We start from the raw sequence: 26,083 nt of genomic DNA, 5'->3' as shown, positions 1-26,083 counted from the left end.
GGAGGCGCGATGGGGCGGGGGAGCCGTCCATTGTACTGCTGCACTGCAACAGGAGCAGCAGCACTCAGGGTAAATCAGCGTTTGATCGGTGACACGCCGGCCCTCCGCGCCGCCTCGCGGCGGGCTCAGATGCCCAGCGCCGCCCGGGCATGAGCGTATTTGTCGCGAAGGCGCCCTGCCGTGGTCCCGTCCAGCATCGCCAGCCGCTGTGGATCGGCGTTGTCATCCAGATCGGCGCGCTTCACTTTCAATGCAAGCGGGTGGGCGGCAATGCGCGCGTAGTAGCTGTCCGCGTCAGGAGCCGCATCGCGGTTGAGCAGTTGCACCGCCTCGCGCAGCGGTGCGGGAAATACCTCGATCCGTGCGGCAAACGCCGGGCAGTCCTCGGCCACGTCATGCAGCCAGGCCACCACTTCGGCGTCATCGTCGCCGCGCACCGCAGCCGCCACCCGCGCCACATGGCCGATGTAAGGCTGGCCGGCCTTGTCGATCTGCCCCGCGTGGGCCTCGGTGGCCAGCGTGCGGGCAAGTGCTACCCAGTCCATTGCAGTCTCCTTGGATATCCGCGCACAGTTTCGCGCAAACGCCGCAGCGGTTGTGGATGCGCCCATGACGCTGCCACCGGCATGATGGCGGGGCAGGGGGCGCAGTGTTGCCCCGACAAGGAGGAGTGAGATGCAGGAATTCAGGCATGTGCTGGAAACCCGTGGGCGCTATCAGCTGGTAGCGGTGTCCTACGAGCCGGTGTACGCTCCCGGCGATGTGGTCGGCCATGCGGTCGTCGCCGACGATGGGGTTCGTCTGACCGACCTGATATCACTGGCCGAAGCGCGCCAACGCTTGCTGCAACTGGTGCGTGAAGAGGGCGAGGAGCCCGGGCTGGAAAACGAGAACCACCTGCGGAAGAAGGCGTCGCGCTGGCGCCACCGCTAGGCCGTCGCGCCGCGTGCGCATCATGGAGGATTCGGGTGTTGCCCAGTAAGAAGTATCTGCTCATCGCCATCATCACGCTGGCGACCCTGCTGCTCGGTTTCGTGTTTTCCGGCTATCTGACCCTGCTGTTCCTGGGGCTGGACACCCAGCTGTTCACCTGGAACACCTACTACCAGTACGTCCACGCCATCGGCCAACCGCAGGTCGCGCCCTTCGTGGGCAAGATCAAATGGGCTGGCTACGTGGGCTTCGGCCTGCCCCTGCTGGTGCTGCTGGTGGCCGGCCTGGTGCAGCTGCTGAAGAAGGACAAGCGCTCGCTGCACGGCGATGCGCGCTTCGCCACCGGCGCTGACCTGGCCAAGCACGGCATGTTCAAGAAGACCGGCCAGAGCATCGTGGTCGGCAGCCATGGCGGCAAGCTGGTGCGCCTGGATGGTCAGCAGTTCGTGATCCTGGCCGCGCCGACCCGCTCGGGCAAGGGTGTGGGCGTGGTCATCCCGAACCTGCTGGAGTACGGCGAATCACTGGTGGTGCTGGACATCAAGCAGGAGAACTTCGACCTGACCAGTGGCTGGCGCGCCAGCCAGGGCCAGGAAATCTATCTGTTCAATCCCTTCGCCGAGGACCGGCGCACGCACCGCTGGAACCCGCTCAGCTACGTCTCCGACGATCCGGCCTTCCGGGTGTCGGACCTGATGAGCATCGCCGCGATGCTGTATCCGGACGGGGCCGAGGACCAGAAATTCTGGGTCAGCCAGGCGCGCAACGCGTTCATGGCCTTCACCCTGTACCTGTTCGAGAACTGGGACGATGAGCGCAGCAGCGGTTTCCCGGGCGGCGCCGGCACGCCCACGCTCGGTGCGGTGTACCGTCTGTCCTCCGGCGACGGCACCGACCTGAAGAAGTACCTCAAGACCCTGTCGGAGCGGCCGTTCCTCAGCGCCAACGCACGTTCGGCATTCGCCAACATGCTGTCCCAGGCTGACGAGACTTTCGCCTCAATCCTGGGCACCTTCAAGGAACCGCTCAATCCCTGGATCAATCCGGTGCTGGACAAGGCCACCAGCTGCAACGACTTCCTGCTGACCGATGTCCGCAAGAAGAAGATGACCATCTATATCGGCATCCAACCGAACAAGCTGGCCGAGAGCCGGCTGATCATCAACCTGTTCTTCAGCCAGCTGATCAACCTCAACACCAAGGAACTGCCCAAGTCCAACCCGGACCTGAAGTACCAGTGCCTGCTGCTGATGGACGAATTCACCTCGATCGGCAAAGTGGAGATCATCGCCTCGGCGGTGTCCTACATGGCTGGCTACAACATCCGCCTGCTGCCGATCATCCAGAGCATGTCCCAGCTCGACGCCACCTACGGCCGGGAAGTGTCACGCACCATCATCACCAACCATGCCCTGCAGATCCTGTACGCGCCGCGTGAGCAGCAGGATGCCAATGACTATTCGGACATGCTGGGCTACACCACGGTGCGCAAGAAGAACGTCACCCATGCCCGCGAGAAGACCCACAACTTCACCGAGGAACGGCGCGCGCTGATGCTGCCGCAGGAGCTGAAGGCAATGGGGCCGGACATGGAGGTGTTCCTGTATGAGGGCATACCGCATCCGGTGAAGTGCGACAAGATCCGCTACTACAAGGACCGCTACTTCACTTCGAGGCTGCTGCCGAAGGTGGACGTTCCGATGCTGAACGTCTAATTCACGACGCTTAATTTGTGAATTTGATTCGAAGTTAAGAATGTGAATTCGTGATTTCGGTCAAGAATTTGGCATTTGTTCATGGATTTTCAGACTTGTCTGACATGGAATTGACGCGTGGTTGTGCGACCCTGTGCATGTCGTCCAGAAGTGTGTGCTGGATGTCGAAGATGTAGCAGCAGGGTGGCCAGGAGTTTGTGCCATGGAAACAAGGATGGTTTCGACGTTGGTGAGGTATGCGGATGTGTTGTCGGCTGCGCCGATGGCCCCGCGACCTGGTTGGCAGCTTTTGGGCTGCAGGGGAGCCGGAGTGGGTGCGCTGCACACAGCGTGTCCCTCCGATTCCGGCGTGCGCGATGCAGCGCCGGACGACCAGGGGACCAATGCTCGGGACTGCTTTTTCGTACGTCAAAGTGAAGCCCGTATGAATCAGGCGTTTATCGCGAAAATGTCCATCGCCGCAGTGGCGGCGCTGATGGTGGCCGGTTGCGCCACCAAGTCCGCTCCGGATTTCGGAGGCCGCTGGAAGCCGGTCAACCGCTTTGCTGCGACGACGACCGAAATTCCGCTGTACTCCAGCTACGTCTACCAGGCCTCGCCGATGGATGGCACGCTCAAAGCCATGCTCGAGCGTTGGGCCAAGGATTCCGGGCGCACGCTGGACTACCGCCTCAGCTCGGATTTCACCCTGTATGGCGCGGTCTCGAACATCGACACCACCAACGCACAGCAGGCCGTGATCGATCTGACCGCAGCCTATGCGGCGCAGGGCATCTCCGTCTCCATTGTTGGCAACCAGATCGTTGTGCAGAGCGCTGGCTCGACGCCGACCGCGTCGGCGCAGGGCGCTGATTCCAACAGCGGCACCTGAGTCCACCTCGAAATCATCGAACGTGCCGCTCCCCGCGCCTGTCGCAGGGGTGCCACGCCCATTGATGTTTCAGCAGTACGGAAGAATCCATGTTCCGCAAGAAGGATCCCGGCAATAGTCCAAAGGTCGAGCAGTCGGTCGCCAAGGCGGTCAGCTACGAGATCACCGTGGCCGACATGGCACGCCGCAGCGAGCGGCGCGCATGGTGGGTCGCCACAGGCTCGTTGCTGATGTCGCTCGCCCTGGCGGGCGGCTACTACTACATGCTGCCGCTGAAGGAGAAGGTGCCGTTCCTGGTGATGGCCGATGCCTACACGGGTACCGCGACCGTCGCGCGCCTGAGTGGCACCTTCCAGGGCGAGACGATCACCACCAACGAAGCGATCAATCGCAGCAACGTCGCCCAGTACGTGCTCGCGCGCGAATCGTATGACTCGGCGGTGATGGGCCTGCGTGACTGGGAGCTGGTGTTCGTGATGTCCACCGATCCGGTGGCGCAGTCCATGCGTGTCCGCTATGCCGGCAACAATCCGCAGAACCCGTTCGTGATGTATGGCCGCGAACGCGCGATCCGGGTCAAGATCCTCAGCATCACGCCGCTGGGCGCAGAACCGAACGGCAGCTTCCGCGGCGCTTCGGTGCGCATCCAGCGCAGCCTGCTGGACAAGCGCACCGGCGTCTCTACCTACCTGGACAACCAGCTGGTGACGATGCGCTTCGAGTACAACCAGAACCTGGCGTTGTCCGAGCAGGATCGCATCCTCAATCCGCTGGCGTTCCAGGTCACCGAGTACCGCGTCGACAACGACTACTCGCGTGGCGTGCCGGTGCCGGATGACGGCGCCATGCAGGCACAGGCGCAGCAGGCCGCGCAGGCCGCGCAGCAGGCGCAGGGTGTCTACGATCCCAACAATCCGGCCGCGGCCACCATGATCGACCCGGCCACCGGCCAGCCGGTCGCGGTGCCAGCCAACGGCCAGGTACCGGGTCAGGCAATGCCGGGACAGCCTGTACAGGGCCAACCGATGCCGGGTCAGCCGGTGCAGGGGCAAGCAATGCCGGGGCAGGCCATGCCCGGACAGCCGGCCATGAGGCCGGCGCAGAACAATTCCACCGGAACTGCTGATGGAGCAAGCAACCGATGAGTAGTCGAAATATCAGGGGAAGCGCGCTGGCGCTGCTGTCGATGTTGTCGTTGCTGTTCTCAGCAGCGGCGATGGCGCAGGCGGTTGACCACTACGAGTACGAGAAGGACCGCATCTATCCGGTTCGCACCGGCCTGGGCCTGACCACCCAGATCGAGTTGAGCCCTAACGAGAAGATCCTCGACTACAGCACCGGCTTCAGCAGCGGCTGGGAACTGACCCGCCGCGAGAACGTGTTCTACCTCAAGCCGAAGAACGTCGACGTCGACACCAACATGATGGTGCGCACCGAGACCCATTCCTACATCTTTGAACTGAAGGTGGTGGCCACCGACTGGCGCCAGCTGGAGCAGGCCCGCCGCGCGGGCGTGCAGTACAAGATCGCCTTCGTCTATCCCAATGACACGGTGTTCGGCGTCGCCCAGGAAGCGGTCGAAGAAGAGGCCAAGCCGTTGTTGAGCTCGGAACTGGCCAAGGACCGGCAGTACAACTTCAACTACTCCTATTCGACCAGCAAGGCGAAGAAGATGGGGTGGCTGATCCCGGTCAACGCCTACGACGATGGTCGTTTCACCTACCTGAAACTGCCGAATTCGCCGGAGTACAAGACCGGCATCTTCCCGGCGGTGTTCGGTCGTGAAACGGAATACGGTGAAGACTTCGTGGTCAACACCACGGTTGAAGGCAATACGCTGATCGTGCACGGGACGCACCCGTACCTGGTCATCCGCCACGGCGACTTCGTCGTCGGCCTGCGAAGGAACGTGAAGAAATGAGCCAGCAGAACACTCCCGGAAACGACCCGAACAACGGACGCGACGAGAGCCAGAGCCCGTACGGCGCACAGGGTGCCGCGGACGCGCCGTCGAATCCCTACTTCGGCACGACCCAGGCCGAGCCCGCGCCGGATCTGGATGCGGCCGCGCCGCAGCTGCGCTCTGCCGAAGAGCAGCGGTTGAACCGCAAGGCGCTGCTGTTCCTCGGCGGTATCGTGCTGCTGCTTGTGGCCATGGGCTTCCTGCTGTTCCGCAAGGGCCAGGATGACAAGGACGCTGCACAGAAGGTGCCGGAAGTCGCGCGTGTGTCAACGCCGACGCTGCCGGAAGCCGTGCAGACGGATCCGGTTCCGTCCCAGGCGATGCAGCCCGCTGACCCGATTCCGATGCTGCCGCCGCTGCCGCCGCAGGAGAGCAATGCCATTTCGCCAGCGATGATGGGCACGCGTCAGGAGCGCGAGATCGAGCGAGGCCCCTCGCTGCTTGATCGCCGCATTGCCGGGTCTGGCGGTGGCGTGGGTGGCATGGGTGAAGGGCAGGGTCAGGCTGGGGGTCCTCCTTCATCCTACGAACAGGCCATGCTCGCCACGCTGCAGGCGCAGAACGGCAACACCGCTCCCGCAAAGGTTCGCCGCGGCCCGGACGTCGAGGATGTCTCCAGCGCCACCTACATCCAAAGCCCCGATGCGCTGCTGGTGCGTGGCACCTACCTGCGTTGCGTGCTGGAAACCCGCATCATCACTGACCTCGCCGGCTATACCTCGTGCCTGCTGACCGAGCCGGTGTACTCGATCAACGGTCGCAACCTGCTGCTGCCGAAGGGTTCCAAGATCTATGGCGCCTACGGCGGCGGTCCGATGGGCAAGCGCGTGGAAGTGATCTGGGATCGCATCACCACACCGAATGGCATCGACGTTGCGATGTCCAGCCCGGGCGTGGATCAGCTGGGTGGCGCCGGTCATCCGGGCCAGTACAGCGCGCACTGGGGTAGCCGTATCGCATCGGCGCTGATGATCAGCCTGATTTCCGATGCCTTCAAGTATGCGGCCGCCGAGCACGGTCCGGAGACGACGACCATCGCCAACAATGGCATGACGGTGCAGTCGCCCTATGAGAGTGCTACCGCACGCACGATGGAGCGCCTGGCCAATGAGGCTCTCAGCAGCAACCGTCGTCCGCCGACCGTCACCATCAACCAGGGCACGATCGTGAACGTCTACGTCGCCAAGGACGTCGACTTCACCAACGTGCTGCACCCCCGCCGGTAACCCAACGAACGAACATGGACGCCGAAGTGTCACCCCTCGCCCTCGTCTCCAGCGATTTCCTGCGCTATCAGTACGAAGTGCTGGGCATCGCCGAGTACATGACCTCTCCGGAAGTGACGGAAATCTGCATCAACCGTCCCGGTGAGCTGTACCTGGAAACCCGGGCGGGGTGGCAGCGGGTGGACGTGCCGAGCCTGACCTTCGAGCGGGCCCGGCAGTTCTGCACGGCGGTGGTGAACGAGAGCAACACCGGCCAGCGCATCACCGATGCCGATCCGGTGGTGTCGCTCACGTTCCCCACTGGCCAGCGTGCGCAGTTCGTGATTCCGCCTGCATGTGATGCAGGCAAGGTGTCGATCACCATCCGTCTGCCGTCCAAGCACACCAAGTCGCTCAGCCAGTATCACGAAGACGGCTTCTTCAATCAGATCCTGGAAAGCGATGGCAGCATCAGCGAGCAGGATCGCGAGCTGCTGGAGCTGCGTCATTCGCGAGAGTACGCCGAGTTCTTCCGGCGTGCGGTGATGTACCGCAAGAACATCGTGGTATCCGGTGCGACCGGCAGCGGCAAGACCACCTTCATGAAGGCGCTGGTCAACCATATCCCGGACAACGAGCGCCTGGTCACCATCGAGGACGCACGCGAGCTGTTCCTGACCCAGCCCAACGTGGTGCACCTGTTGTATTCCAAGGGCGGGCAGAGCACCAGCAATGTGACGGCCAAGAGCTGCATGGAAGCCTGCCTGCGCATGAAGCCCGAGCGCATCATCCTGGCCGAGCTGCGCGGTGACGAAGCGTTCTACTTCATCCGCAACTGCGCGTCCGGCCACCCGGGATCGATCACCAGCTGTCATGCCGGCAGCCCGGAGCAGACCTGGGACCAGCTGGCGCTGATGGTGAAGGCTTCGGCCGAGGGTTCGGGCCTGGAGTTCAACGTGATCAAGCGGCTGTTGATGATGACCATCGACATCGTCGTGCATATCAAGGCGCATGCCGGTTCGCGCTACATCACCGGCATCGACTTCAATCCTGGGCGTGCCCAGGGGCAGGAGGGCTGAGGGATGCTGCCAGGACTGGAAATGATGGCGTGCCCGGAGATGGCGGTATCGATGGATGTGATGCAGCACGTCATCAACGTCGAATCGTCGCGCAATCCCTACGCCATCGGCGTGGTCGGCGGTGCACTGGTGCGCCAGCCCAAGGCGTTGGATGAAGCGCTGGCGACGGTGCGCATGCTGGAAGAGAAGGGCTACAACTTCTCGATCGGGCTGGCCCAGGTCAATCGCTACAACCTGGGCAAGTACGGCCTGGATTCCTACGAGAAGGCCTTCCAGCAGTGCCCGAACCTGCAGGCCGGTTCGCGCATCCTCGCCGAGTGCTACAAGCGCTCCGGTGGTGACTGGGGCAAGTCGTTCAGCTGTTACTACTCGGGCAATTTCGAGACCGGCTTCCGTCACGGCTACGTGCAGAAGATCTACGACTCGATGCGCCGCGGCCAACAGGTCGCCAGCAATGGTGTTGCGCCGATCGACGTGGTCAGTCGCGGTGAGCGCCGTACAGTGAAGGTCGAGCATCACCCGCAGCTCGCTTCGCCGGCGCAGGCGCGCATCGTTGCTCAATCCAATGGCCCGGTGTACGTGCCGTCCGAAGATCCCGCACGCGCCTATGTCGTGTACCCGTCCACCGGGGCGATGGCGCGGGGTAGTTTGCTGAATCTCGCCGACCAGGCGCTGTCCAAGGTGGTGCTGGGTTCGGTGGACAGGATGATGCAGCCCCAGGCGCAACCCGGCCAACGGGCCGCCTATCCGCAGCAGCAGGCCGGCGGCACGCCGCAGCAGCTGCCTCAGCGGGGTGCTGCACAGGCGATGGCCATGCCGCAACAGTTGCCAGGCGCGGCTGGCGCCGGCAACGAGGGTCCGGTGATGCTGCGGCCCTGGAGCGAGCGTAACCAGCCTGTGGCGGGTGCCGACAATTCGTACAACGCGCCGGTGCAGGCCGCACCGGTGCAACAGATTCCCGCAGGGGATGCGGCCTTCGTGTTCTGACGAAGTCGTGGTGCGGCCAGTCCCCCGGCTGGCCGATTCAGTTGTGTTAGTCCATCAACAAGGAAATCAATCCATGAAGCGATCCAATCTCGACCTCGTCCAGGCCCAGCGCACGCTGAAGACCCTGCTGATGGCCACGATCTTCGTTGGCGCATTGTTCGCCCCGCAGGTGTTCGCCACCGGCACCGACTTCGGCGGCACCGACAAGAAGGTCTGCGGTTTCTTCTCCAACATCAACGGCCTGCTGAACATGGCCTCCATCGCCGTCGTGACCATTGCGGTGATCTTCGCCGGCTACCAGATCGCCTTCGCGCACAAGCGCATCGGTGACGTCGCGCCGATCCTGATCGGTGGCGTGCTGATCGGTGCCGCTGGTCAGATCGCGCGCATGCTGCTGGGCGAGGGCAGCGACGGCAAGTGCACCGGCGGCAGCACGACGTACTACCTGATCAACAACGCGATCCAGTACTACAGTGCATAAGAACGTCGTGTTCCGCGGCTGCACGCGCCCGGCCATGTTCCTGGGCGTTCCCTACCTGCCATTCTTCATGGTGGCAGGTGGGTTGCTGCTGCTCAGCATGTACACGAACTTCTGGTTCCTGCTCACCATTCCGGTGGCGGTCTTCATCATGCGGCAGATGGCCAAGCGTGACGAAATGATCTTCCGCCTGTTGGGCCTGCGCCTGATGTTCAAGCTGAAAGTCCGCAACGTGCAGGAACACGATGGCATGTGGGTGTTCAACCCCAACCATTACCGCGACAAGCCGGCCCGAATGGATTGAGGTCCGGATCCGGCCCGGCGGGCGCCAGCGCCCGTCGGGTCTGTTGAAACTTCTTGGCAGTACCTCTTTGGAAGCAGTCGTATGTTCAGCCCAGACACCTCCATCAGCGAGTTCATTCCATTGTCGTCGCACGTCGCCCCGAACGTGGTCAAGACCACGGGCGGCGACTACCTGCTGACCTGGCATCTGGAAGGGTTGCCGTTCGTCGGCCGTGAGGAGTGGGAGCTGGAGCATCGCCACAACACGTTCAACCGCCTGCTGCAGACGCTGCGTGCTCCCGACTTCGTGAACGTGGCGTTCTGGGTGCATGACATCCGTCGTCGCCGCACGCTGAAGGGCAAGAGCAACTACAAGCAGCGCTTCAACCAGGACGTGTCCGATCAGTACATGGGCATGCTGTCCTCGCAGCGCATCATGCAGAACGAGCTGTACCTGACCATGATCTATCGCCCCGTGGTGGCGGGTAAGCGCTTCGTCGAGAAGTCGGCGAACGTGGACAAGTTGCGCGCCGAGCAGGAGCAGGCGATCGAGAAGCTGATGGAGCTGGCTGGCAACGTCGAGGCCGTGATCCGCGACTACGCGCCATACCGCCTCGGCATGTACGAAGCCAAGAACGGCGTGGTGTTCTCGGAAACGCTGGAACTGTTCGGCTACCTGATCAATCGCATCGACGAACCGGTCCCGGTGCTGTCGGCACCGATCAAGGACTACCTGCCGGTCAGCCGGCACATGTTCTCGTCCAAGACCGGTGACTTCGTCATCAATACCCCCAATGGTGCCAACCACTTCGGCGCCATCCTGAACATCAAGGAGTATGCCGAGGGAACTTACCCGGGCATCCTCAACGGCCTGAAGTACCTGGACTACGAGTACGTCATCACCCATTCGTTCAGCCCGATGGGGCGTCAGGACGCGCTCAAGGTGCTCGACCGCACCAAGGGCATGATGATCTCCTCCGGCGACAAGGCAGTCAGCCAGATCGTCGAGCTGGACCAGGCGATGGATCAGCTCTCGTCGGGTAATTTCGTGCTCGGCGAGTATCACTTCATCATGGCAGTCTACGGCGACAGCCAGGCCAAGCTGTCGCAGAACGTGGCCACGACGCGCGCCGAGCTGTCCAATGCCGGTTTTGTGTCGACCAAGGAAGATCTGGCGGTTACCTCGTCTTTCTACTCCCAGCTGCCGGCCAACTGGCGCTACCGCACCCGCCTGGCCAATGTCAGCTCGCTGAACTTCCTGGGCCTGTCGCCGCTGCATAACTTCGCGACCGGCAAGCAGCACAACAACCCGTGGGGCGATTGCGTCACCACGCTGCAGACCACCAACGGCCAGCCGTACTACTTCAATTTCCACGCGACCCATCCGTCAGAGAACTCGCTGGGCGAGAAGGCGATCGCCAATACCATGGTGATTGGTAAGTCCGGTACCGGTAAGACCGCGCTGATCAACTTCCTGCTCAGCCAGGTTCAGAAGTACGAGCCGTCGCCGACCATCTTCTTCTTCGACAAGGACCGTGGTGCGGAGATTTTCGTGCGCGCCTGCGGTGGTAACTATCTGGCCCTGGAGAACGGTGCGCCAACCGGCTTCAACCCGTTCCAGTGCGAGAACAATGAAGCCAACGTCCAGTTCCTGGCCGACCTGATCAAGGTGCTGGCCGGCAAGCGTGAGTACAGTGCCCGCGAGGAAGAGGATATCTATCGCGCTGTAGAGAGCATGCTCGATACGCCGATGCACCTGCGCAGCATGACCAACTTCCAGAAGAGCCTGCCCAACATGGGTGACGATGGGCTGTACGCGCGCATGCGCCGCTGGACCTCGGGCAATTCGCTGGGCTGGGTCTTCGACAATCCGGTCGACACCGTTGATCTGAGCAAGGCCAACATCATCGGCTTCGACTACACCGACATCATCGACAACCCCGAAGTGCGCGTGCCGGTCATCAATTACCTGCTGCACCGCCTGGAGTCGCTGATCGATGGTCGTCCGCTGATCTACGTGATGGACGAATTCTGGAAGATCCTGGACGGCGAGGGTGGCCTGAAGGAGTTCGCGAAGAACAAGCAGAAGACCATCCGTAAGCAGAACGGTCTGGGCATCTTCGCGACGCAGAGCCCGGAGGACGCGCTGAAGAGCGATATCTCCGCCGCACTGATCGAACAGACAGCCACGCTGATCCTGCTGCCGAATCCGAATGCCAGCAAGAGCGACTATATGGATGGCCTGAAGCTGACCGAGGCCGAGTTCAGGGTGGTTACCGCCCTGGACGAGCGCTCGCGCTGCTTCCTGGTCAAGCAGGGCCATGCCTCCAGCGTCTGCCAGCTCAACCTGCGTGGCATGGACGATATCCTGTCGGTGATCTCGGCCTCGACCGACAACATCGACATCATGCACCGGGTATTGCAGACCGCTGCAGTCCGTAACCGGATTACCGTGGATGAGCTTACGCCGGAGCAGTGGCTGGAAGATTTCTACAAGAATCGAAAGGGTTCGGGCAAGACGGCGAGTACTGAGGCCGTGGCATGAGTCGGGTGTCCCGACGCTCTTGAACGACCGACTATGGAGACGATGATGAACAGTCTGAGCAAGAACAGGAAGAAGGCCGGTATGCCGCGCAGCACTCGACTGAGCGCGTTGGCATTGGGCGCCGTGATGTCGTTGGCAACCACGACGGCGAACGCAGGCTGGCCGGTGTTTGATTACTCGAACCTGATGCAGGCCATCTATGAGTACAAGAACTCGATCACCAGTTACGCGGCCGACGCTGCCGAGTATGCCGAGCAGGCAGAGCGTTGGAAAAGGACGCTGGACCAGTACGCTCAGGCGCTGGTGAAGGTGCAGGCTCAGATGCGCAAGATCGGCCTGCCGGAGGGGCAGCCGTTGGTACCCGTGCCTGCGGACTATCTGGTGGCGGAAACCTGTGGCAGCAAGAGCAGTTTCTCGCCCGGCGATCTTTTCAAGAGTCTTGTGTTCAATCCGACCGGTGACATCAAGGAGCAGCAGACCCAGATCTGCGTGAACATCCGCATGATGCAGAATCGCAAGTACAACGATTCGGTCATGTTCCTCGCGCAGTCCATTCCCCAGATGGAGTCGGGCCTGAAGGAAATATTCGATCTGCGCATCTTCAGCAATGATCAGGGCAACGTCCAGGGTTCGGACAGCGAAGCGACCCGCATGGCCAACAACCTGGAAGTGGCAGCGCAGAGCTGGGAAGGACGCATGCGTTCTTACGATGCCTACATTGAAGTCATGGAAGCCAACCAGAAGATTGTGGCACAGGCGGCGCTCAAGGGGGATCCCACCAAGACCCTTGCGAGCGATCTGGTGAAGACAGTCGCGCTGAAGGCTGCACTGTCCATCGATTGAGGCAGGCGGTGGGGTGGCCAGAGCAGGTGCAAGGGGCGGCCACCGGTGCAAAAGCGGTATTACCAAGGGATTGCAGGAATGACGATCAGGTCGATTGCCAACTTTGATTTTTCGGGCGGGTTCCAGGATCTGATGGAGCACGCTGTGCGTATCCAATCGATCGGCGACTTCGTGTTCTTCAAGCTGATTCTTGACTACCTGCGCGACAGGATTGGCAAGTTCGGCTTCCATTTGATGGAGAACATGATGACGTGGGTCGGCGGCATCGCGCTGACCCTGATGACCCTGTGGGTGCTGGTGCAGGGCTATCGGATCGTCACCGGCCGCAGCCGGGATTCGATGATGATCCTGGTGACCAACATGGCGCGCGCCGCCCTGATCGTGGCGGTTGCGACGAGCATGGGCATGTTCGGCCGCGACCTCCATGAATTCCTGACGGAAGACGTGAAGGGGCTGATCACGCACGTTGTGACCGGCAAGGACGAGAAGCCCGAGGCGCAGATCGACAAGAGCCTTGCCTGGATGCAGGTGGCGCTGTCCAGTATCGATGGGATCAAGATTCTCAATGATCCCGAGCTGCAGGCTGACAAGACCCGCGCGATGTGGTTCATTGGCCTGGGCACGGGTGGCCCTGCGGTGACGGCAGGTTCAATGCTGCTGCTGTATGAGGTCGCGATGGCCCTGTTCATCGGCTTGGGACCACTGTTCATTCTGTGCCTTCTGTTCGACCAGACCAAGCAGCTGTTCCAGCGATGGCTGTTCTACGGTATTGGAACCATGTTCTCCATGGCGGTACTGGCGGCGATGGTCTCGATCGCGCTGGACATGGTGATCCGCGTGTCGGCCTCGTTCTGGATGACGGCGCTTGTGAACAAGTTCCCGCTCATGGGCGCGTCCAGTGACGGCATGACCAGTCAGGCGATGCAGCAGGGCGGCATGGGATTGATCCTGACGACCTTGATTCTGACTGCGCCCCCAATGGCGGCCATGTTCTTCCAGGGCACCTTGGGCAGCTTCATGGCATATTCGCAGATAGGTGGCAGCCCGGTCGCACAGGCGCCGGGCCCGAGTGGGCAGCCGCCGGGTAGTTATACGCCGGCGCAGACGAAGGACGGCAGTAGTGCGAACACAGCAAGTGGAGCCTCAGGGGCTGGCGCTGGATATACGGTCATGGGCAGCCACAATGCGGGTCAAGGTGCGCAGCAGCAGGTAGGCAAATTCGGGAACGCTGGAATGAGCGCTGGAAGTTGAGTTGATTGTTTGGAGTTGACTGCCATGAAAAGAATGTTCCTTCTGGTCTATCTGCTTATCGCTCCCTCGTTCGCGTGGGCGGAAGGGCGCTGCCCTCCTGGTCAGTACCCCATTGGCGATGATCGACAGGGGGTTGGTGGATGTGCGCCGATTCCTGGCGGCCAGAGTCAAGGCAGTGCTCAGCCAAGTGCTCCTGTACCTACCGGGAGATGGGAGACTCGCTGGGGAGCGATTGCTCAGGATACCTCTCCTGCGCAAGGGGCGATGCTCGCTATTGGCGTCTCGGAGTCGAGGGCTTCGAAGCGAGAGGCGGCTTCGGTCGCAATTTCGCAGTGTGCTAAAGCTGGGGGCGCGAGTTGTAAAATCTTAATGGAGTACCACAATCAATGTGTTGCACTCGCTGGGCCAGAAGTAAGTGAGTTCAGGATGAAGGGGGGGGCAACATATTCGTCGAGAGCTCCATCGGAGAGTGAGGCAAAAACGAATTCGCTGCGTGAATGCCAAGCGCATGGTAATGCTGCGCGCTGTGAGTTGATCTATTCGGCATGTAGCATGTCTGAGTTCAAGTCATTCCGTTGATGTGAGTTCTAGCGGCAGTAGAGCTCTGTTGCTCGTTACAATTATGCTGTGATTTTTCGAGAAAAAGGGGCCTGATCAATGCCTTTTCCTTTTTCGGTTGCGCGCCTCGGACGCTAGCTTTCTGCCAACCGGAAATGTCGCCAATTGTCAGGTCAGACTGATTCTGCATGCAGCAAACGCCCTTGGGCATGAGGGCGATTCCTGTGGTCATGGTGTCGATGGTGCTGCACACGCTGACCCGCGTGTCTGCCCCGTTATGCGTGACAGCGATTGTGAAGAGGTTCCCGCGTACGGCCGCGTCCACCGGTAACATGACCAATCGACGATCTGGCAGGGCGGCATAGGTCCGATCTTGACGACGCGTTTCCCGACTGCGCCCCCAATGGCAGCCATGTTCTTCCAGGGCACCTCGGGTAGCTTCATGGCATATTCTCAGATAGGTGGCAGCCCTTTGGCGCCGGCGCCGGGCCCGAACGGGCAACCGCCAATGCTGGTGTTTCAACCGGTACTCAGGATGCGACCGCTGGAGTATCACGCATGGGTTTGCCGCAAAACTCGACGATTGGAGTACAGGAGACGGGTCTTCGGGGAGCAAATCGTTAGGTCCTCCTTCCTCCATGATGGCCGTTGCACCGAATTGTCTTGGTCGTTGAGTAGAGCTTATGAAAATTGAGAAAGTGATCCTGTTAGTTCTGCTGCTCGCGTTCTCTGCAAGTGCATATGCGGAGGGGCGTTGTCCGCCTGGACAGTACCCGATTGGCGGCCAAGGAGTAGGCGGCTGCGCTCCGATCCCTGGGGCGGGTGACGGATCGCTCAAGACGCCGCAACCGGCAGGGAAGTGGATCAAAACGTGGGGTGCGATCTCTGTTTCTCCTGAGGGCGCGTCTGGAGTGTCTACCGGGAGGCGTAGTAAGTCTGACGCAGAGGCAGAGGCTGTGATGCAATGCCGGCAATCAGGTGGTCGTGCCTGTCGAACTTCTTTCTCCTACGAGAATCAATGCGTTGCTGCGGTGGTCCCCAGTTCGGGTTCCGGCGGCACCAGCTTTGGTGGAAAGGCGACTGTTGATGAAGCAATTCAATTGGCAACTCGTCTTTGTATAAGGGATGGGGGTCAGGGATGCCATGTCGTGTACACCGCGTGCTCAGTTCCTGAGTATGTGCGGAATTGAAGCGAGGATAGCGCCGGGCTAGCGCGCTGGTTGTTTCGTTGGCCCGGCCGTAGTGCTTCAAGGCTTTGGAAATTTTCACCGCAAACGACTGATGCCGAGCGCTGCAATGGGGCTTGTGTTCGGGCGGGTTCGTTACGGCCCCTGATCTTTGCGTTGTCGTTACTTGGAACGAGCGTCAGTTTTTTTCAGAAGCGCTTTGCCCGCTTGAGCATGTTCAACTGGTGGTGAATGCGTCCGGAGACGGTGCTCTCCGGATTCAATCCATGGCTTAATCACCCGGCTTCTTGCCCGCCGGAAAATTGAAGACGCGTGCGGTTCTCAGCTACGGCTGGGCTCCGTTCCACATTGAAGCTCGGGCTCGCTTGCGGGGACGATGACTGCGTGGCGTGTGTCACCCGATCCGTGTTCGCCGCCCCCGTTCCGCTTGCGTCTGCACGAGTGTTAAGTGCCTGATCAGCGCTGCCGTCATCTCCAAGTGGGCATCCATTCACGTTAACCGCGCTTTTTCTGTGATCAAGTGCGCTTTTCATCGCAAGCCCCCTTCGACGAGCCCCGCCTCCTCAAAGTAAGCTGCGTGCGCGTCAAAATCCCGACGCGCCGGTGCCATCGAACGCAGGAGCTTTTCCGTCCATGAGGACTGTGTCCCCCCGCGATGCGGGTGACGCTTGCCACCATCGCGGTTGCCGTGGGCTCGGGGCTATCATCCGCCATGGCGGCCGCAGGGCACGTGCGAGGCATCGCCCCGTTTCCTGCCTCCGCTCGGGAACTGGCAGGACGGGATTGAAGGAGTTGCAGGGGATGGAGAAGGGGAGTGGCGTACACATGGACAATGCCTTGGCGTTCGTTCCGTCCGGCGCGAACCTGCTGGAAGCCGTGCGCGGTGATCTGACCGGCAATGGTTTCCAGGACCAGCTGCTGGTGATCGACCAACCTCCTCCGGAGGGCTTGCTGCCCGGCGAGCACGGTCCCAACCGGGTGCTGTTGCTGCTGCTGGGCGACGCCACGGGTCGATGGCAGTTGGCGGCGCGCAACGACAAGCTGGTGCCGTGTTCCACCCGGGGAGGCATTGCCGGCGATCCCTTCGCGTACGTGACCATCGAGGATGGTGCGTTCAGTGTGATCACCAACGGCGGCAGTCGCGAACGCTGGAGCAGCGTCTACACGTTCCGGTATGCACCTGCCGAGCAGGCGTGCTGGGTGCATGGCGTGCAGCGCAGGGTGGTCGACACCGAGACCGAGGCCACCCATACGCGTGACTTCTCGGCCGCCGAACTTGGCCGGGTGCGGTTCGAGGATTTCGATCCGTCCGTCGTCGCCGACGTCAGCTTGCCCTGAGTGCCATGCCGGTGAGGAGGCGGGAGTATCCAACGATGATCGAGCAGGAGTTTCACCGTGTCGCAGGATAGGGAGTCGCAGCTGTTGCGGCAGGCCACGGAGGCCGGCATGACCTCGTCCCGGGAACTGGCCAACTTCATGGCGCAGGCCGGGCACGAGTCCCGTGGCCTGAGCCGGCTCAATGAAAGTTTCAACTTCACCCGGGGTATCTCGCAGATCCCGGTGGAAGCGGCGTGGCGCAATGGCAATGGTGCGCTTGAGAGCGCGCGCCAGGAGGCGCTGCGTGGTCGGCCGGAGAACCTGGCCGAACTGATGTATGGCGGGCGTATGGGCAATGACGCGCCTGGCGATGCGCTGAAGTATCACGGCCGTGGCTATCTGCCTCTGGTCGGCAAGGAGAATTACGAGCGTGCCGGCAAGGCGCTGGATCTGGACCTGGTGAATCACCCGGAACTGGCCGCGCAGCCCGAGCACGCAGGCCGCATTGCCGTGTGGCAGTGGCAGACGCGGGTGCCGGAAGCGGCGCGCGAGGACGTGCGCGAAGCGACGCGCGCGATCAATGGTGGCCTGAACGGCATCGAGGCCCGCCAACAGCGATTCGAGGTGTGGCAGCAGAAGCTGACGCCTGATGTGATGGCGCGGCTGGAGCGGGGCGAAGTCGGGGCGCCGGCCCAGCAGGCCACCGTGCGCGACATGTCGCAGCCTGGCGCGTCGGGGCATGCCCTGTTCCAGGGCGCCCGCCACCATCTGCAGCAGATGGGACCACAAAGCGGTCTGCGCAGCGTGCAGGAACTGGACAATGCTGCCGGCGCACTGGCGCTGAGCGCGCAGAAGGCGGGGATGTCGCGCATCGATCATCTCTTGGCTGGCAACGACGGCCGCACGTTGTTTGCCGTGCAGGGCGCGCTGGGTGACCCGGCCATGCTGCGCGCTTCGGTCGAGCGCGAACAGGCGGCGCAGCAGCCGCTGGCGCAGAGCAGCCAGCAGTTGGCCGCCAGTGTCGCCCAGCAGGACCCCGCGGCCGCGCTCCGCGAGCAGGAGCAGCGCTCTCGATCCCTGTAGCACCTGATGCCGGCGGGCAGAGTGCCCGCAGGCGCTTTACGTACGACGCGTGGCGCCCTGTGGCGCCGACATGGAAACCCACTCGTAAGGACACCACATGCGAATCGTTCCCTCGAATACTCGGCACGCCGCTGCCCGCTGCACTGCATCCATGCGCTGCCTGCCGCCGGTCTGGCTGTTGTCACTTGGACTTGTCGCGGGGGCGGCACAGGCTCAGGAGGCAGCGGCATCTGTGGTGGAGACGCCCCCCGCTGCCGAGGCTACCGTTGAGGCGCCTGCAGAGGCGGCGCCCGTTGCCGCGCCCGCGGCGGCCGACGCCGTTGTCGTGGCGCCGACGCCCGAGGTGTCGGCTGCCGTGACACCCCCTGCGACCCCTGTGGTGGACGCGCAGCCGGCGCCGACTGCGGATCCGGCGCCGGCGCCCGTTGCGCCCGCAGCGGCGGCACCTGTGGCTGCACCGCCCGCCACCGTCGAGCCAACCGTTCCCGCAGTAGCGCCCGCTCCGCCCGCATTGGCCATCGTGCCGTTGCCGCCAGAGCAGGCGACCGAGCGGGCGCTCGGTGCCCGCTGCCCGGTGGATCTGGCCGGGCGGCTGGCGACCCAGGGCGACCTGCTGATTGGCGCCTGCCAGGGCACCATGCCGGCGCATCTGGCCGCGTTGCTGGTCGCGCTGCCCGTGCAGGACATCCACCTGCCGCGCAGCTGGCGCGAGCGTGAGGTGCGGCAGAAGGCCTGGTTCAAGGCTGTGCCGGGCTATGGCCAGCGCCCGGACTTCATCGTGCGGATGGGCGACATCTGGGTGCGTTCGCTGGAAGGGCGCGACGCCGACAGCACGTTCTATCTGGTGTCGGCGCCGTTCACCTGCAGCGACCAGGTCGCCAACCGTGATGAGTACGGCGCGGAGCCGGTCCGCGTACCCGCAGGTGATTGCCGCGAGGCTTATGTGGCCCAGCGTGTGTACCAGGTCCGCGGCGATGCGGCGCCGCGGGATGTGACCGCTGATGTCATGCCGATCATGCCGCAGCAGACGGAAGCGGATCGTGCGCGGCAGCTGTCGCGTGAGGGACGGATCAGCCTGGACCACAGCAAACTGCAGTATGGCCCGGCGATGCGCTGGTTCGTGCAATACCCGGAGTCGGCGCAGAAGGGTGGTCCGCGCGCCTACAGTGACTGGAACCGTGAGCACATCGCGTTCGTGGTCTGGACCGGTGATCGCTTCGAGCTGCGCGAGAAGGTCGCGCGCGCGCAGTGGCCCTGTGACCCGGTGGCACCCGGCGATCGCGCCTGTGGCGGATTCCCGGATTCCGGGCCCGATCTGTTCGTGACGGCCGGAGCATCCGTGCCAATGGCAGCGTCCAGCCCCTGAGCCGGAGTTTCGAAGTGATGCGGGAGCCGGGCTGACCGGCTCCCTCGCTGCATCAGGTCTGCAGGCTGCGGGTCTGGTTCCGCTGCTGTTCCAGCTGCTGGTCGCGCTCCAGCGTAACGCGCTGGTCGGTGGCCTGCTGGTCGATGCGCTGGCTGCTCTGTTCCAGCGGGGTGTTCATCGCCACTGCCGTATCGACCGATACGCGAAGGTGGGCGGGGTCGCCGCCCTGGCCCTGCACGGCGAAGCTGCGCGAGGCATCGGCATTCATGACCACTTCGTCGATGCGCTTGCCGCCTGCTGCGTGCATTTCGGCGGCCAGGCTGCCTGCCAGTTGCGTGCTCATCACGTCTGGTACCCGGCCGACGCGGACATCCTGCGCGTGCACGCCACGGATCGCGTCGTTGAACAGTGGGTTGCCCACATGGTTGGCATCGTCCATTCGCAGCATGCTGGTGTGATGGCCGTTCTTCTCCGCTTCGCGGCGTGCCGGCTCACCGGGCTGCAGCGGGCCGCGGATGTGGTCGTACAGGTCGACGGCGCCGCCTGGAATGCCCCGCGCCGCGCGGGTGACACCACGGCGCAGTGATTCAACGTCGTCGCGGTACTCCTCGATCATCCTGGCGTTGTCTTTTGCCAGCTTCTGCGTTTCCGGGTGCTGCAGCACCGAGCCGTCACCGAGGAAGTTGCCCAGCTTGTGCGCGCCGAACGAGCTGCCTGCGGCGATGATCGGCCGGTCGGGGATAAGGGCGCGCAACGAGTGATTGCTGAAACCGTTCGCGGCGAGCGTGCTGATTTCATTCGGCCTGGCGTAGATGCGCACCTGGCCGAAGTGCGGCGACGCTGCGCTGACCGGATCGGAGGCCATGACATGGTTGATCATGGTGTTGCCGCCTTCCGGGATGCGGTAGCTGAGGCTGACCGCGCCATAGGCGTTGAAGGTTTCGCCCTTGACGTTGAAATGGTGCGAGGTAATCTGGGCCAGGGCGCCGCCGAGGGAATGGCCGGTGACGGTGACTTGAGGAGTTGGTCCGCCGCTCAAGCGGGACTGCGCCGCTGCGGCTTCGAGCGTTCTCTGCGTCAATGCGATCGCGTCAGGTGCCTGCACATTGGTGCGGGCGACGACCATGCCTCCATCCGTCAGGATGCCATCGCGTCCGATCTGCTCGGTGCCCCGATGTGCAATGACGATTTCCTTGCTGTCTACGCGTTGATAGACCGTACCTTGATAACCATTGAGCCGATTGTCGACATGCTCAAGGATCTTGTACTCATGGCCGTTCAGTATGACCTTCTCTTCTTGACCAGGGGCGCGTCGACCGACAGCGCGATCCTTATATGCGTCATCGGATAAGGCGGCGTAGTCTTGTGACGTGATGGTCACGGGGCCACCTCACTTGCAGAAAGACTGATCGTGAACAACTTGTCCCGCAGATCGACGGCATAACCGCTGCGATCGGACTCGCCACTTGCCGGGAAATTGGGAACACGGTCTGTCCGCGGATAGACGAGATCAGGATAGAAAAGCGTGTGCGTTTTCCCTTCGATCAGCGGTTCCGCGTCAGCGAAGGTCAGGAAGCGGGTCTCCTCTTCAGCACCCGTTGCCTTCAGCATCGCGCCTGCACCGGTGAATTCCCATTTGCAGACACCACGACCGTAGTAGTCCTCGTCCAGCATGCGGTCCACATACAGCGTGCCGCGGTACTCGCCATCAGCGACCTTGCGCAGTTCCACCGGCTCCTGGCTGGTGATGCGGGCAGCCGTGCCGGTGGCCGGCTCGATGTGGCCGCACTGGTCTTCGTTGGTGACGTCGTACTGGGCCACGCCTTCAACCACAGCGAAATCACCCGGGGCGTCCTTCAGGCGCAGCACCAGTTCATAGGCCTTGCGCGGGCTGGGGTTGAGCTTGGCGAGGCCGCGCCCACCCTGGGCGACATCGGCTTCAGCAGCGGCACGTTCCTGGTTCATGGCGGTCTCCGGATGGCAGGCGGTCAACAGAAGCACAGCAAGGCACGAAATCATCTTGTGGCGCAATGTCGGCCTCCTGGTGTGTAAGGGTGAATGTGGCACTGGCGGCTCATGGCACGAGCTTCTGTACAGTGGTGGTAGATGAGAACAGCGCATTGCGTAGATCCTCCCTGTAGGCTGACGGATCTTCTTTACCGCTGGCAGGGAAGTTGGCAGCAAGCTCGGCGCGGGGATAGGCAGTCTTCGGGTAGTAGAGAGTCAGCGGCGATCCTGCGTCCATGCGCTCTTTATTGACGTAGGTCAGGAATCGCGTATCGGCTTCGCCGTTCGTCGCACGCAACATCGCGCCAACACCGGTCAGCGTCCAGTGGCACGTACCGCGATCGTAATAGTCCTGATCCTGCATGCGGTCGAGGTAGAACGTACCGCGGTATTCGTTCTCGCCAACCCTGCGCAGTTCCACCGGTTCCTGGCTGGTAATGCGGCTTGCCGTACCGGTGGACCATATGATCCGTCCGCAGTCTTCGTAGTTGCTGACGTCATACTGGGCCACGCCCTCCACGATCGCGAACGGGCCCGGCGCGTCCTTCAGTGTCAGCACCAGTTCGTAGGCCTGCTTCGGCGCCGGGTTGAGTTTGGCCAGGCCGCGTCCACCCGCGGCGACGTCACGCTCGGCGTCGGCGTAGGGCGAACATGCCGCCAGCGGGACGAGGGCGAGCAATGCCAGGAGCGGCCGCCCCCTGGGTTCGGGGCGAGCTACACCCATGGCGCGAGCCTGCATCGTGCGTCCATGTCCATCTATCCTTCCTGGGTGGCAGGTTTCTCGATTATGGAACGTGCCGGGAGCGCAGTGCCACCCTTGGAGACGGATTTTTGACGCCCCGGGGATGCATTGCCCAGGCGGATCGCTTGCCGCACAAGGCTCGCGATCGTCACGTTGGCATTGCTGCCGGGGGCAGGTCTGCGGCTGAATCCGTGACTGAAATCAATCATTCACATGTCCATCACTTTATAGAAGGTGCTTTCCTTGAACTGCATGATCCGCCCTGAAAACCGCGAAGACCGCGCTGTCATCCACGCACTCACCGAGGCAGCCTTCCGCGAAGCCCCGCACAGCAGCCACACCGAGCAGTTCATTGTGGATGCACTGCGTTCGCGTGGAGAGCTGAGTCTCTCGCTGGTCGCCGAGAAGGACGGGCAGGTCGTCGGGCATGTTGCCTTGTCGCCGGTGACGATCAGCGATGGCAGTACGGGCTGGTTTGGCCTGGGGCCAATCTCGGTGCTGCCCGGATGGCAGGGGCAGGGTGTTGGCGCGGCGCTGATGCACGCGGCGCTTGATGCATTGCGTGAGCAGGGGGCGCAGGGCTGCGTATTGCTGGGAGAACCCGCGTATTACGGTCGATTCGGATTCCGCGCCGAGCCGGGCCTGGTGCTGCCGGGTGTGCCGCCAGAGTACTTCCAGGCGCTGTGCCTGAGGCCGCCGATGGCGCAGGGAGAGGTCCAGTACTCACCGGCATTCGAAACCACGGCCTGATGATCGGGGGCGGGCCTCGAACATCCGTCGAATGTCAGCCGTTGTGCCGGAGATGGATCAGCGGATACGGGCGGCCCTGCGAATCCAGCGGTGAACGTCCGGTTTCAACGAAGCCCATGCGCAGGTAGAAGCCAACGGCCTGTGCGTTCTGCTCATTGACGTCGGTACTCAGCTGCGGATGCTGGGCCAGCGCGTGCTGCAGCAGTTGCCGGCCGATACCAGTGCCGCGCACGTCCGGATCGATGAACAGCGCTTCCATGTGCGTGCCGTCGATCAGCATGAAGCCCAGTGGCCGATCCTGTGCATCGACCGCAACGGTCATCGGTGCCTGCGGCAGGAAGCTGGCGACTTCGGCATCGATGGCCTGGCGGTCTTCGGCGCTGAGAAAGTCATGGGTGGCGTCGACGGCGCGGCGCCAGACATCGATGAGGGCGGCGCCGTCGTCGGCACGCGAGGGGCGAAGGGTGGTCATGGGTTCACCAAGGTGCTTGCGGAAAGGCGCAGTATGAGGCCTGCAGACTGGCTTCAGCGCACTCGCTGCTTGAACCGCCGGTCGCGTGCAATGGCACCGCCGATATCCGCGCCGCCTGTACGGCTGCAGGCGTACAATGCGGCCCCGGCGGCCATCCTGGCCCTGCAGACACGCGAGAACCGCCATGACCGATGCCCTGGGTGTACCGGTGCACGACGCCGATGAACACTGGATGCGCCATGCGCTGGCGTTGGCCGAGCGTGCGCAGCGCGAGTTCAACGAGATTCCGGTCGGTGCGGTACTGGTGGGCGCCGATGGCCAGCTGCTGGGTGAGGGCTGGAACCTCAACATCGCCTCGCACGACCCCAGTGCGCATGCCGAGATCGTGGCCATGCGCGCCGGCGGCACGCGGCTGGCCAATCATCGGCTGCTCGGCAGCACCCTGTACGTGACCCTGGAACCCTGCGCGATGTGCGCGATGGCGATCGTGCATGCACGCGTTGCCCGCCTGGTCTACGGCGCCAGCGACCCCAAGACCGGTGCCTGCGGCAGCGTGTTCGACCTGCTGGGCGATGCCCGGCACAATCACCGGGTGGAGATCCACGGTGGGGTGCTGGCCAAGGAGGCCAGCATGCGCCTGACCAATTATTTCCGCGCCAAGCGCGGCAAGCCGCCGTTGCTGCTGGAAGACCATGCGGGCGAGGGCTGAGGGGCGAACGGGTATGATGGGCGCCTCTTTCCTTTACCGGTAGGCCGCGCGCCTGCCCAGCAACGAGGCGACACAATGGCGGACACCGGCGCGGCCAACGAGCGACTGATCTGGATCGACCTGGAGATGACCGGGTTGGATACCGACAACGATTCGATCATCGAGATCGCTACGGTGGTCACCGATGCCCAGCTCAATGTGCTGGCTGAAGGCCCCGAGTTTGCCATCCACCATCCGCTGGAAACGCTGGAGGCGATGGATGAGTGGAACCGCAACCAGCACCGTCGTTCGGGCCTGTGGCAGCGCGTGGTGGACAGCACCACCACCTTGGGCCAGGCCGAAGCGCAGACGGTGAACTTCCTGGCGCAGTGGATTCCGGCCGGCCTTTCGCCGATGTGCGGCAACTCGATCTGCCAGGATCGCCGCTTCCTGCACCGCCAGATGCCGAGGCTGGAGAAGTACTTCCACTACCGCAACCTGGACGTGTCCACGGTGAAGGAACTGGCCAAGCGCTGGGCGCCGAGCGTGGCCGCCGGCGTCGGCAAGAACAGCAACCATACCGCGCTGAGCGATGTACACGATTCAATCGCCGAGCTGCGTCACTACCGCCAGTTCATGGGCGCGCTGTCGGGCCTGCCGGCTGCCTGAACGACGCCGTCGGGCATGGCCCGGCGCTACCGAGTGACACACCAACGGGTAGTGCCGGCCGCTGGCCGGCAAGGCGCCGGGGTCGGATCCCTTTGCTGCGGAAAGGGCTCTGACCCCTCTGTCGTACCCCGCGACGAACCGTTCAACTTCCGGGCGCTAAGATCGGCGCCATGAACGAGCCGATCCTGCTCCCCCGCGACATCGCCCATGACGCCCGCGACTGGTCCGACCTGCAGCGCGCGGTGGCCCTGCTGGAAGCGCCGACCCTGACTGCGCGCATGGCCAACCTGGTCGGTACGCCGCTGGAGTTCGCGGTGAAGGCGCTGCCCAGCTCGGTCTCCAACCGCATCCACGGTGCGGTGCAGGCGGCGCTGTCCAAGTCGGCGCAGGCAGCCCTGTGGAGCATGGACAACTCGCCCGGCAAGGGAGCGTCGACCCGCTGGCACAAACTGGCGGCAGCCACCTGCGGTGCGGTCGGCGGCGCCTTCGGCTTTGCCGCCTTGCTCATCGAGTTGCCGGTGTCGACCACGATCATGATGCGTGCGGTGGCCGACGTCGCCCGCAGCGAGGGGTTTGACCTGTCCGAGTTCAGCACCCGCCAGGCGTGCCTGGAGGTGTTCGCGCTGGGCGGCAACTCGCCACGCGATGACGCCAGCGAGACGGGCTATTACCTGGCTCGAGGTTTCACCACCGATGTGATGCGCCATCTGTCGGCCGAGCTGGCCGGGCGCGTGGTGACCGGCCGCGACCTGACCCTGGGCGTGGCACCGAAGGAGGCCGGCAAGCTGCTGGCGAAGATGGTGGAGAAGGTGGCGGCGCGCTTTGGCGTGGTCGTTACCGAGAAGTTCGCCGCGCAGGCGGTGCCGATCGTTGGTGCCGCCGCGGGTGCAACGCTGAACACCATGTTCACCGACTACTACCAGGACATGGCGCGTGGTCACTTCATCGTGCGCCGGCTGGAGTTGAAGTACGGGGAAGATGTGGTGCGCACCTGCTATGACCGCGTGGCACACGGTGCGGTAAGGATCGAGCCAAGGGTGGAGTAGATCCACGCCATGCGTGGATGAGCCCTCGTACCGGGTGATCCTTGCC

The 26,083-nt window shown here is 63.0% G+C and carries 27 protein-coding genes; 22 read left to right on the top strand and 5 right to left on the bottom strand.

Annotated features, from left to right (window positions below; translation table 11 throughout):
- Nucleotides 1-125: 125 nt before the first annotated feature.
- Entirely contained in the window at nucleotides 126-545 is a 420-nt protein-coding gene (locus tag ACM0PK_RS15495; RefSeq protein ID WP_049415052.1) for an HD domain-containing protein, read from the bottom strand.
- A 130-nt stretch (nucleotides 546-675) separates the two neighbouring features.
- On the opposite strand from ACM0PK_RS15495, the gene ACM0PK_RS15490 reads away from it, so the two are divergent.
- The 18 genes from ACM0PK_RS15490 to ACM0PK_RS15405 all read left to right on the top strand — a co-directional run bounded on the left by ACM0PK_RS15490 (nucleotide 676) and on the right by ACM0PK_RS15405 (nucleotide 19,663).
- Entirely contained in the window at nucleotides 676-933 is a 258-nt protein-coding gene (locus tag ACM0PK_RS15490) for a hypothetical protein (RefSeq protein WP_414607652.1), read from the top strand.
- A gap of 35 nt (nucleotides 934-968) precedes the next feature.
- Entirely contained in the window at nucleotides 969-2,648 is a 1,680-nt protein-coding gene (locus tag ACM0PK_RS15485; RefSeq protein WP_414607651.1) for a type IV secretory system conjugative DNA transfer family protein, read from the top strand.
- Between the two features lie 424 nt (nucleotides 2,649-3,072).
- A complete protein-coding gene (locus ACM0PK_RS15480; protein WP_032954281.1) occupies nucleotides 3,073-3,519 on the top strand; it encodes a hypothetical protein in 447 nt (148 codons plus the stop codon).
- An 89-nt stretch (nucleotides 3,520-3,608) separates the two neighbouring features.
- A complete protein-coding gene (locus tag ACM0PK_RS15475; RefSeq protein ID WP_019660295.1) occupies nucleotides 3,609-4,664 on the top strand; it encodes a VirB8 family type IV secretion system protein in 1,056 nt (351 codons plus the stop codon).
- The gene (locus ACM0PK_RS15470) at nucleotides 4,661-5,440 is read left to right on the top strand and encodes a TrbG/VirB9 family P-type conjugative transfer protein (protein WP_014037652.1); all 780 of its coding nucleotides are present in this window, start codon (nucleotides 4,661-4,663) and stop codon (nucleotides 5,438-5,440) included. Before ACM0PK_RS15475 ends, ACM0PK_RS15470 begins: the two co-directional genes overlap by 4 nt.
- Nucleotides 5,437-6,708, top strand: coding sequence for a TrbI/VirB10 family protein (locus tag ACM0PK_RS15465; RefSeq protein WP_414607650.1), 1,272 nt, complete (start codon nucleotides 5,437-5,439; stop codon nucleotides 6,706-6,708). The genes ACM0PK_RS15470 and ACM0PK_RS15465 overlap by 4 nt, the downstream gene beginning before the upstream one ends.
- Before the next feature lie 14 nt (nucleotides 6,709-6,722).
- Entirely contained in the window at nucleotides 6,723-7,766 is a 1,044-nt protein-coding gene (virB11, locus tag ACM0PK_RS15460) for a P-type DNA transfer ATPase VirB11 (protein WP_049415061.1), read from the top strand.
- Nucleotides 7,767-7,769: 3 nt separating this feature from the next.
- Nucleotides 7,770-8,753: a lytic transglycosylase domain-containing protein gene (locus ACM0PK_RS15455; RefSeq protein ID WP_414607649.1), complete on the top strand. Its 984-nt coding sequence runs from the start codon at nucleotides 7,770-7,772 to the stop codon at nucleotides 8,751-8,753.
- 73 nt (nucleotides 8,754-8,826) lie between these two features.
- The gene (locus tag ACM0PK_RS15450) at nucleotides 8,827-9,234 is read left to right on the top strand and encodes a TrbC/VirB2 family protein (RefSeq protein ID WP_049444299.1); all 408 of its coding nucleotides are present in this window, start codon (nucleotides 8,827-8,829) and stop codon (nucleotides 9,232-9,234) included.
- Entirely contained in the window at nucleotides 9,227-9,535 is a 309-nt protein-coding gene (locus tag ACM0PK_RS15445) for a VirB3 family type IV secretion system protein (RefSeq protein WP_019660289.1), read from the top strand. Before ACM0PK_RS15450 ends, ACM0PK_RS15445 begins: the two co-directional genes overlap by 8 nt.
- 81 nt (nucleotides 9,536-9,616) lie before the next feature.
- Nucleotides 9,617-12,058, top strand: a complete 2,442-nt coding sequence (locus ACM0PK_RS15440) for a VirB4 family type IV secretion/conjugal transfer ATPase (RefSeq protein WP_414607648.1) — start codon at nucleotides 9,617-9,619, stop codon at nucleotides 12,056-12,058.
- A 45-nt stretch (nucleotides 12,059-12,103) separates the two neighbouring features.
- Nucleotides 12,104-12,901 carry a hypothetical protein gene (locus tag ACM0PK_RS15435; protein WP_329847450.1) on the top strand — a complete coding sequence of 266 codons (798 nt, stop codon included), beginning with the start codon at nucleotides 12,104-12,106 and terminating at the stop codon, nucleotides 12,899-12,901.
- A gap of 78 nt (nucleotides 12,902-12,979) precedes the next feature.
- The gene (locus tag ACM0PK_RS15430) at nucleotides 12,980-14,152 is read left to right on the top strand and encodes a TrbL/VirB6 family protein (RefSeq protein WP_414607647.1); all 1,173 of its coding nucleotides are present in this window, start codon (nucleotides 12,980-12,982) and stop codon (nucleotides 14,150-14,152) included.
- A 24-nt stretch (nucleotides 14,153-14,176) separates the two neighbouring features.
- Complete coding sequence (locus ACM0PK_RS15425) at nucleotides 14,177-14,731, top strand: DUF4189 domain-containing protein (protein WP_321573200.1); 555 nt, start codon at nucleotides 14,177-14,179, stop codon at nucleotides 14,729-14,731.
- Between the two features lie 662 nt (nucleotides 14,732-15,393).
- Complete coding sequence (locus tag ACM0PK_RS15420) at nucleotides 15,394-15,900, top strand: DUF4189 domain-containing protein (protein ID WP_081275803.1); 507 nt, start codon at nucleotides 15,394-15,396, stop codon at nucleotides 15,898-15,900.
- Between the two features lie 798 nt (nucleotides 15,901-16,698).
- The gene (locus ACM0PK_RS15415) at nucleotides 16,699-17,235 is read left to right on the top strand and encodes a hypothetical protein (RefSeq protein ID WP_032954278.1); all 537 of its coding nucleotides are present in this window, start codon (nucleotides 16,699-16,701) and stop codon (nucleotides 17,233-17,235) included.
- A 57-nt stretch (nucleotides 17,236-17,292) separates the two neighbouring features.
- A complete protein-coding gene (locus ACM0PK_RS15410; RefSeq protein ID WP_414607646.1) occupies nucleotides 17,293-18,297 on the top strand; it encodes an XVIPCD domain-containing protein in 1,005 nt (334 codons plus the stop codon).
- Between the two features lie 97 nt (nucleotides 18,298-18,394).
- Entirely contained in the window at nucleotides 18,395-19,663 is a 1,269-nt protein-coding gene (locus ACM0PK_RS15405) for a hypothetical protein (RefSeq protein WP_414607645.1), read from the top strand.
- 52 nt (nucleotides 19,664-19,715) lie between these two features.
- Here the strand turns inward: ACM0PK_RS15405 and ACM0PK_RS15400 are convergent, their stop codons facing one another.
- From ACM0PK_RS15400 to ACM0PK_RS15390, 3 genes are read right to left on the bottom strand one after another with little or no spacing between them, the layout of a single operon-like run.
- Entirely contained in the window at nucleotides 19,716-21,044 is a 1,329-nt protein-coding gene (locus tag ACM0PK_RS15400) for an XVIPCD domain-containing protein (RefSeq protein WP_414607644.1), read from the bottom strand.
- On the bottom strand, nucleotides 21,041-21,694 hold the full coding sequence (locus tag ACM0PK_RS15395) for a hypothetical protein (RefSeq protein ID WP_414607643.1): 654 nt from the start codon (nucleotides 21,692-21,694) through the stop codon (nucleotides 21,041-21,043). The genes ACM0PK_RS15400 and ACM0PK_RS15395 overlap by 4 nt, the downstream gene beginning before the upstream one ends.
- A gap of 43 nt (nucleotides 21,695-21,737) precedes the next feature.
- Nucleotides 21,738-22,409, bottom strand: a complete 672-nt coding sequence (locus tag ACM0PK_RS15390; protein ID WP_164093640.1) for a hypothetical protein — start codon at nucleotides 22,407-22,409, stop codon at nucleotides 21,738-21,740.
- Nucleotides 22,410-22,655: 246 nt separating this feature from the next.
- On the opposite strand from ACM0PK_RS15390, the gene ACM0PK_RS15385 reads away from it, so the two are divergent.
- Nucleotides 22,656-23,162 (top strand): GNAT family N-acetyltransferase, encoded by a 507-nt coding sequence (locus ACM0PK_RS15385; RefSeq protein WP_414607642.1) that lies wholly within the window; start codon nucleotides 22,656-22,658, stop codon nucleotides 23,160-23,162.
- Nucleotides 23,163-23,196: 34 nt separating this feature from the next.
- Here the strand turns inward: ACM0PK_RS15385 and ACM0PK_RS15380 are convergent, their stop codons facing one another.
- Nucleotides 23,197-23,634, bottom strand: a complete 438-nt coding sequence (locus tag ACM0PK_RS15380; RefSeq protein ID WP_180883971.1) for an acetyltransferase — start codon at nucleotides 23,632-23,634, stop codon at nucleotides 23,197-23,199.
- A 184-nt stretch (nucleotides 23,635-23,818) separates the two neighbouring features.
- On the opposite strand from ACM0PK_RS15380, the gene tadA reads away from it, so the two are divergent.
- From tadA to ACM0PK_RS15365, 3 genes are all read left to right on the top strand, one after another.
- Nucleotides 23,819-24,343: a tRNA adenosine(34) deaminase TadA gene (gene tadA, locus ACM0PK_RS15375; RefSeq protein ID WP_180883973.1), complete on the top strand. Its 525-nt coding sequence runs from the start codon at nucleotides 23,819-23,821 to the stop codon at nucleotides 24,341-24,343.
- A gap of 75 nt (nucleotides 24,344-24,418) precedes the next feature.
- Nucleotides 24,419-24,991, top strand: a complete 573-nt coding sequence (orn, locus tag ACM0PK_RS15370; RefSeq protein ID WP_053499815.1) for an oligoribonuclease — start codon at nucleotides 24,419-24,421, stop codon at nucleotides 24,989-24,991.
- 170 nt (nucleotides 24,992-25,161) lie between these two features.
- The gene (locus tag ACM0PK_RS15365) at nucleotides 25,162-26,037 is read left to right on the top strand and encodes an EcsC family protein (RefSeq protein ID WP_414607641.1); all 876 of its coding nucleotides are present in this window, start codon (nucleotides 25,162-25,164) and stop codon (nucleotides 26,035-26,037) included.
- Nucleotides 26,038-26,083: the final 46 nt, after the last annotated feature.

The sequence above is a fragment of the Stenotrophomonas sp. FR010 genome, assembly GCF_047520755.2.
Classification (GTDB): Bacteria; Pseudomonadota; Gammaproteobacteria; order Xanthomonadales; family Xanthomonadaceae; genus Stenotrophomonas; species Stenotrophomonas sepilia.
The sequence above is the reverse complement of the archived record's forward strand: the minus strand, read 5'-3'. Positions and strand labels throughout refer to the sequence as shown.

What these genes read in the sequence shown, in the direction of transcription:
- ACM0PK_RS15495 (WP_049415052.1), bottom strand. Translation starts at nt 545, where the DNA reads ATGGACTGGGTAGCACTTGCCCGCACGCTGGCCACCGAGGCCCACGCG.
- ACM0PK_RS15490 (WP_414607652.1), top strand. Translation starts at nt 676, where the DNA reads ATGCAGGAATTCAGGCATGTGCTGGAAACCCGTGGGCGCTATCAGCTG.
- ACM0PK_RS15480 (WP_032954281.1), top strand. Translation starts at nt 3,073, where the DNA reads ATGAATCAGGCGTTTATCGCGAAAATGTCCATCGCCGCAGTGGCGGCG.
- ACM0PK_RS15475 (WP_019660295.1), top strand. Translation starts at nt 3,609, where the DNA reads ATGTTCCGCAAGAAGGATCCCGGCAATAGTCCAAAGGTCGAGCAGTCG.
- ACM0PK_RS15470 (WP_014037652.1), top strand. Translation starts at nt 4,661, where the DNA reads ATGAGTAGTCGAAATATCAGGGGAAGCGCGCTGGCGCTGCTGTCGATG.
- ACM0PK_RS15465 (WP_414607650.1), top strand. Translation starts at nt 5,437, where the DNA reads ATGAGCCAGCAGAACACTCCCGGAAACGACCCGAACAACGGACGCGAC.
- virB11 (WP_049415061.1), top strand. Translation starts at nt 6,723, where the DNA reads ATGGACGCCGAAGTGTCACCCCTCGCCCTCGTCTCCAGCGATTTCCTG.
- ACM0PK_RS15455 (WP_414607649.1), top strand. Translation starts at nt 7,770, where the DNA reads ATGCTGCCAGGACTGGAAATGATGGCGTGCCCGGAGATGGCGGTATCG.
- ACM0PK_RS15450 (WP_049444299.1), top strand. Translation starts at nt 8,827, where the DNA reads ATGAAGCGATCCAATCTCGACCTCGTCCAGGCCCAGCGCACGCTGAAG.
- ACM0PK_RS15440 (WP_414607648.1), top strand. Translation starts at nt 9,617, where the DNA reads ATGTTCAGCCCAGACACCTCCATCAGCGAGTTCATTCCATTGTCGTCG.
- ACM0PK_RS15435 (WP_329847450.1), top strand. Translation starts at nt 12,104, where the DNA reads ATGAACAGTCTGAGCAAGAACAGGAAGAAGGCCGGTATGCCGCGCAGC.
- ACM0PK_RS15430 (WP_414607647.1), top strand. Translation starts at nt 12,980, where the DNA reads ATGACGATCAGGTCGATTGCCAACTTTGATTTTTCGGGCGGGTTCCAG.
- ACM0PK_RS15425 (WP_321573200.1), top strand. Translation starts at nt 14,177, where the DNA reads ATGAAAAGAATGTTCCTTCTGGTCTATCTGCTTATCGCTCCCTCGTTC.
- ACM0PK_RS15420 (WP_081275803.1), top strand. Translation starts at nt 15,394, where the DNA reads ATGAAAATTGAGAAAGTGATCCTGTTAGTTCTGCTGCTCGCGTTCTCT.
- ACM0PK_RS15415 (WP_032954278.1), top strand. Translation starts at nt 16,699, where the DNA reads ATGGAGAAGGGGAGTGGCGTACACATGGACAATGCCTTGGCGTTCGTT.
- ACM0PK_RS15405 (WP_414607645.1), top strand. Translation starts at nt 18,395, where the DNA reads ATGCGAATCGTTCCCTCGAATACTCGGCACGCCGCTGCCCGCTGCACT.
- ACM0PK_RS15390 (WP_164093640.1), bottom strand. Translation starts at nt 22,409, where the DNA reads ATGCAGGCTCGCGCCATGGGTGTAGCTCGCCCCGAACCCAGGGGGCGG.
- ACM0PK_RS15380 (WP_180883971.1), bottom strand. Translation starts at nt 23,634, where the DNA reads ATGACCACCCTTCGCCCCTCGCGTGCCGACGACGGCGCCGCCCTCATC.
- tadA (WP_180883973.1), top strand. Translation starts at nt 23,819, where the DNA reads ATGACCGATGCCCTGGGTGTACCGGTGCACGACGCCGATGAACACTGG.
- orn (WP_053499815.1), top strand. Translation starts at nt 24,419, where the DNA reads ATGGCGGACACCGGCGCGGCCAACGAGCGACTGATCTGGATCGACCTG.
- ACM0PK_RS15365 (WP_414607641.1), top strand. Translation starts at nt 25,162, where the DNA reads ATGAACGAGCCGATCCTGCTCCCCCGCGACATCGCCCATGACGCCCGC.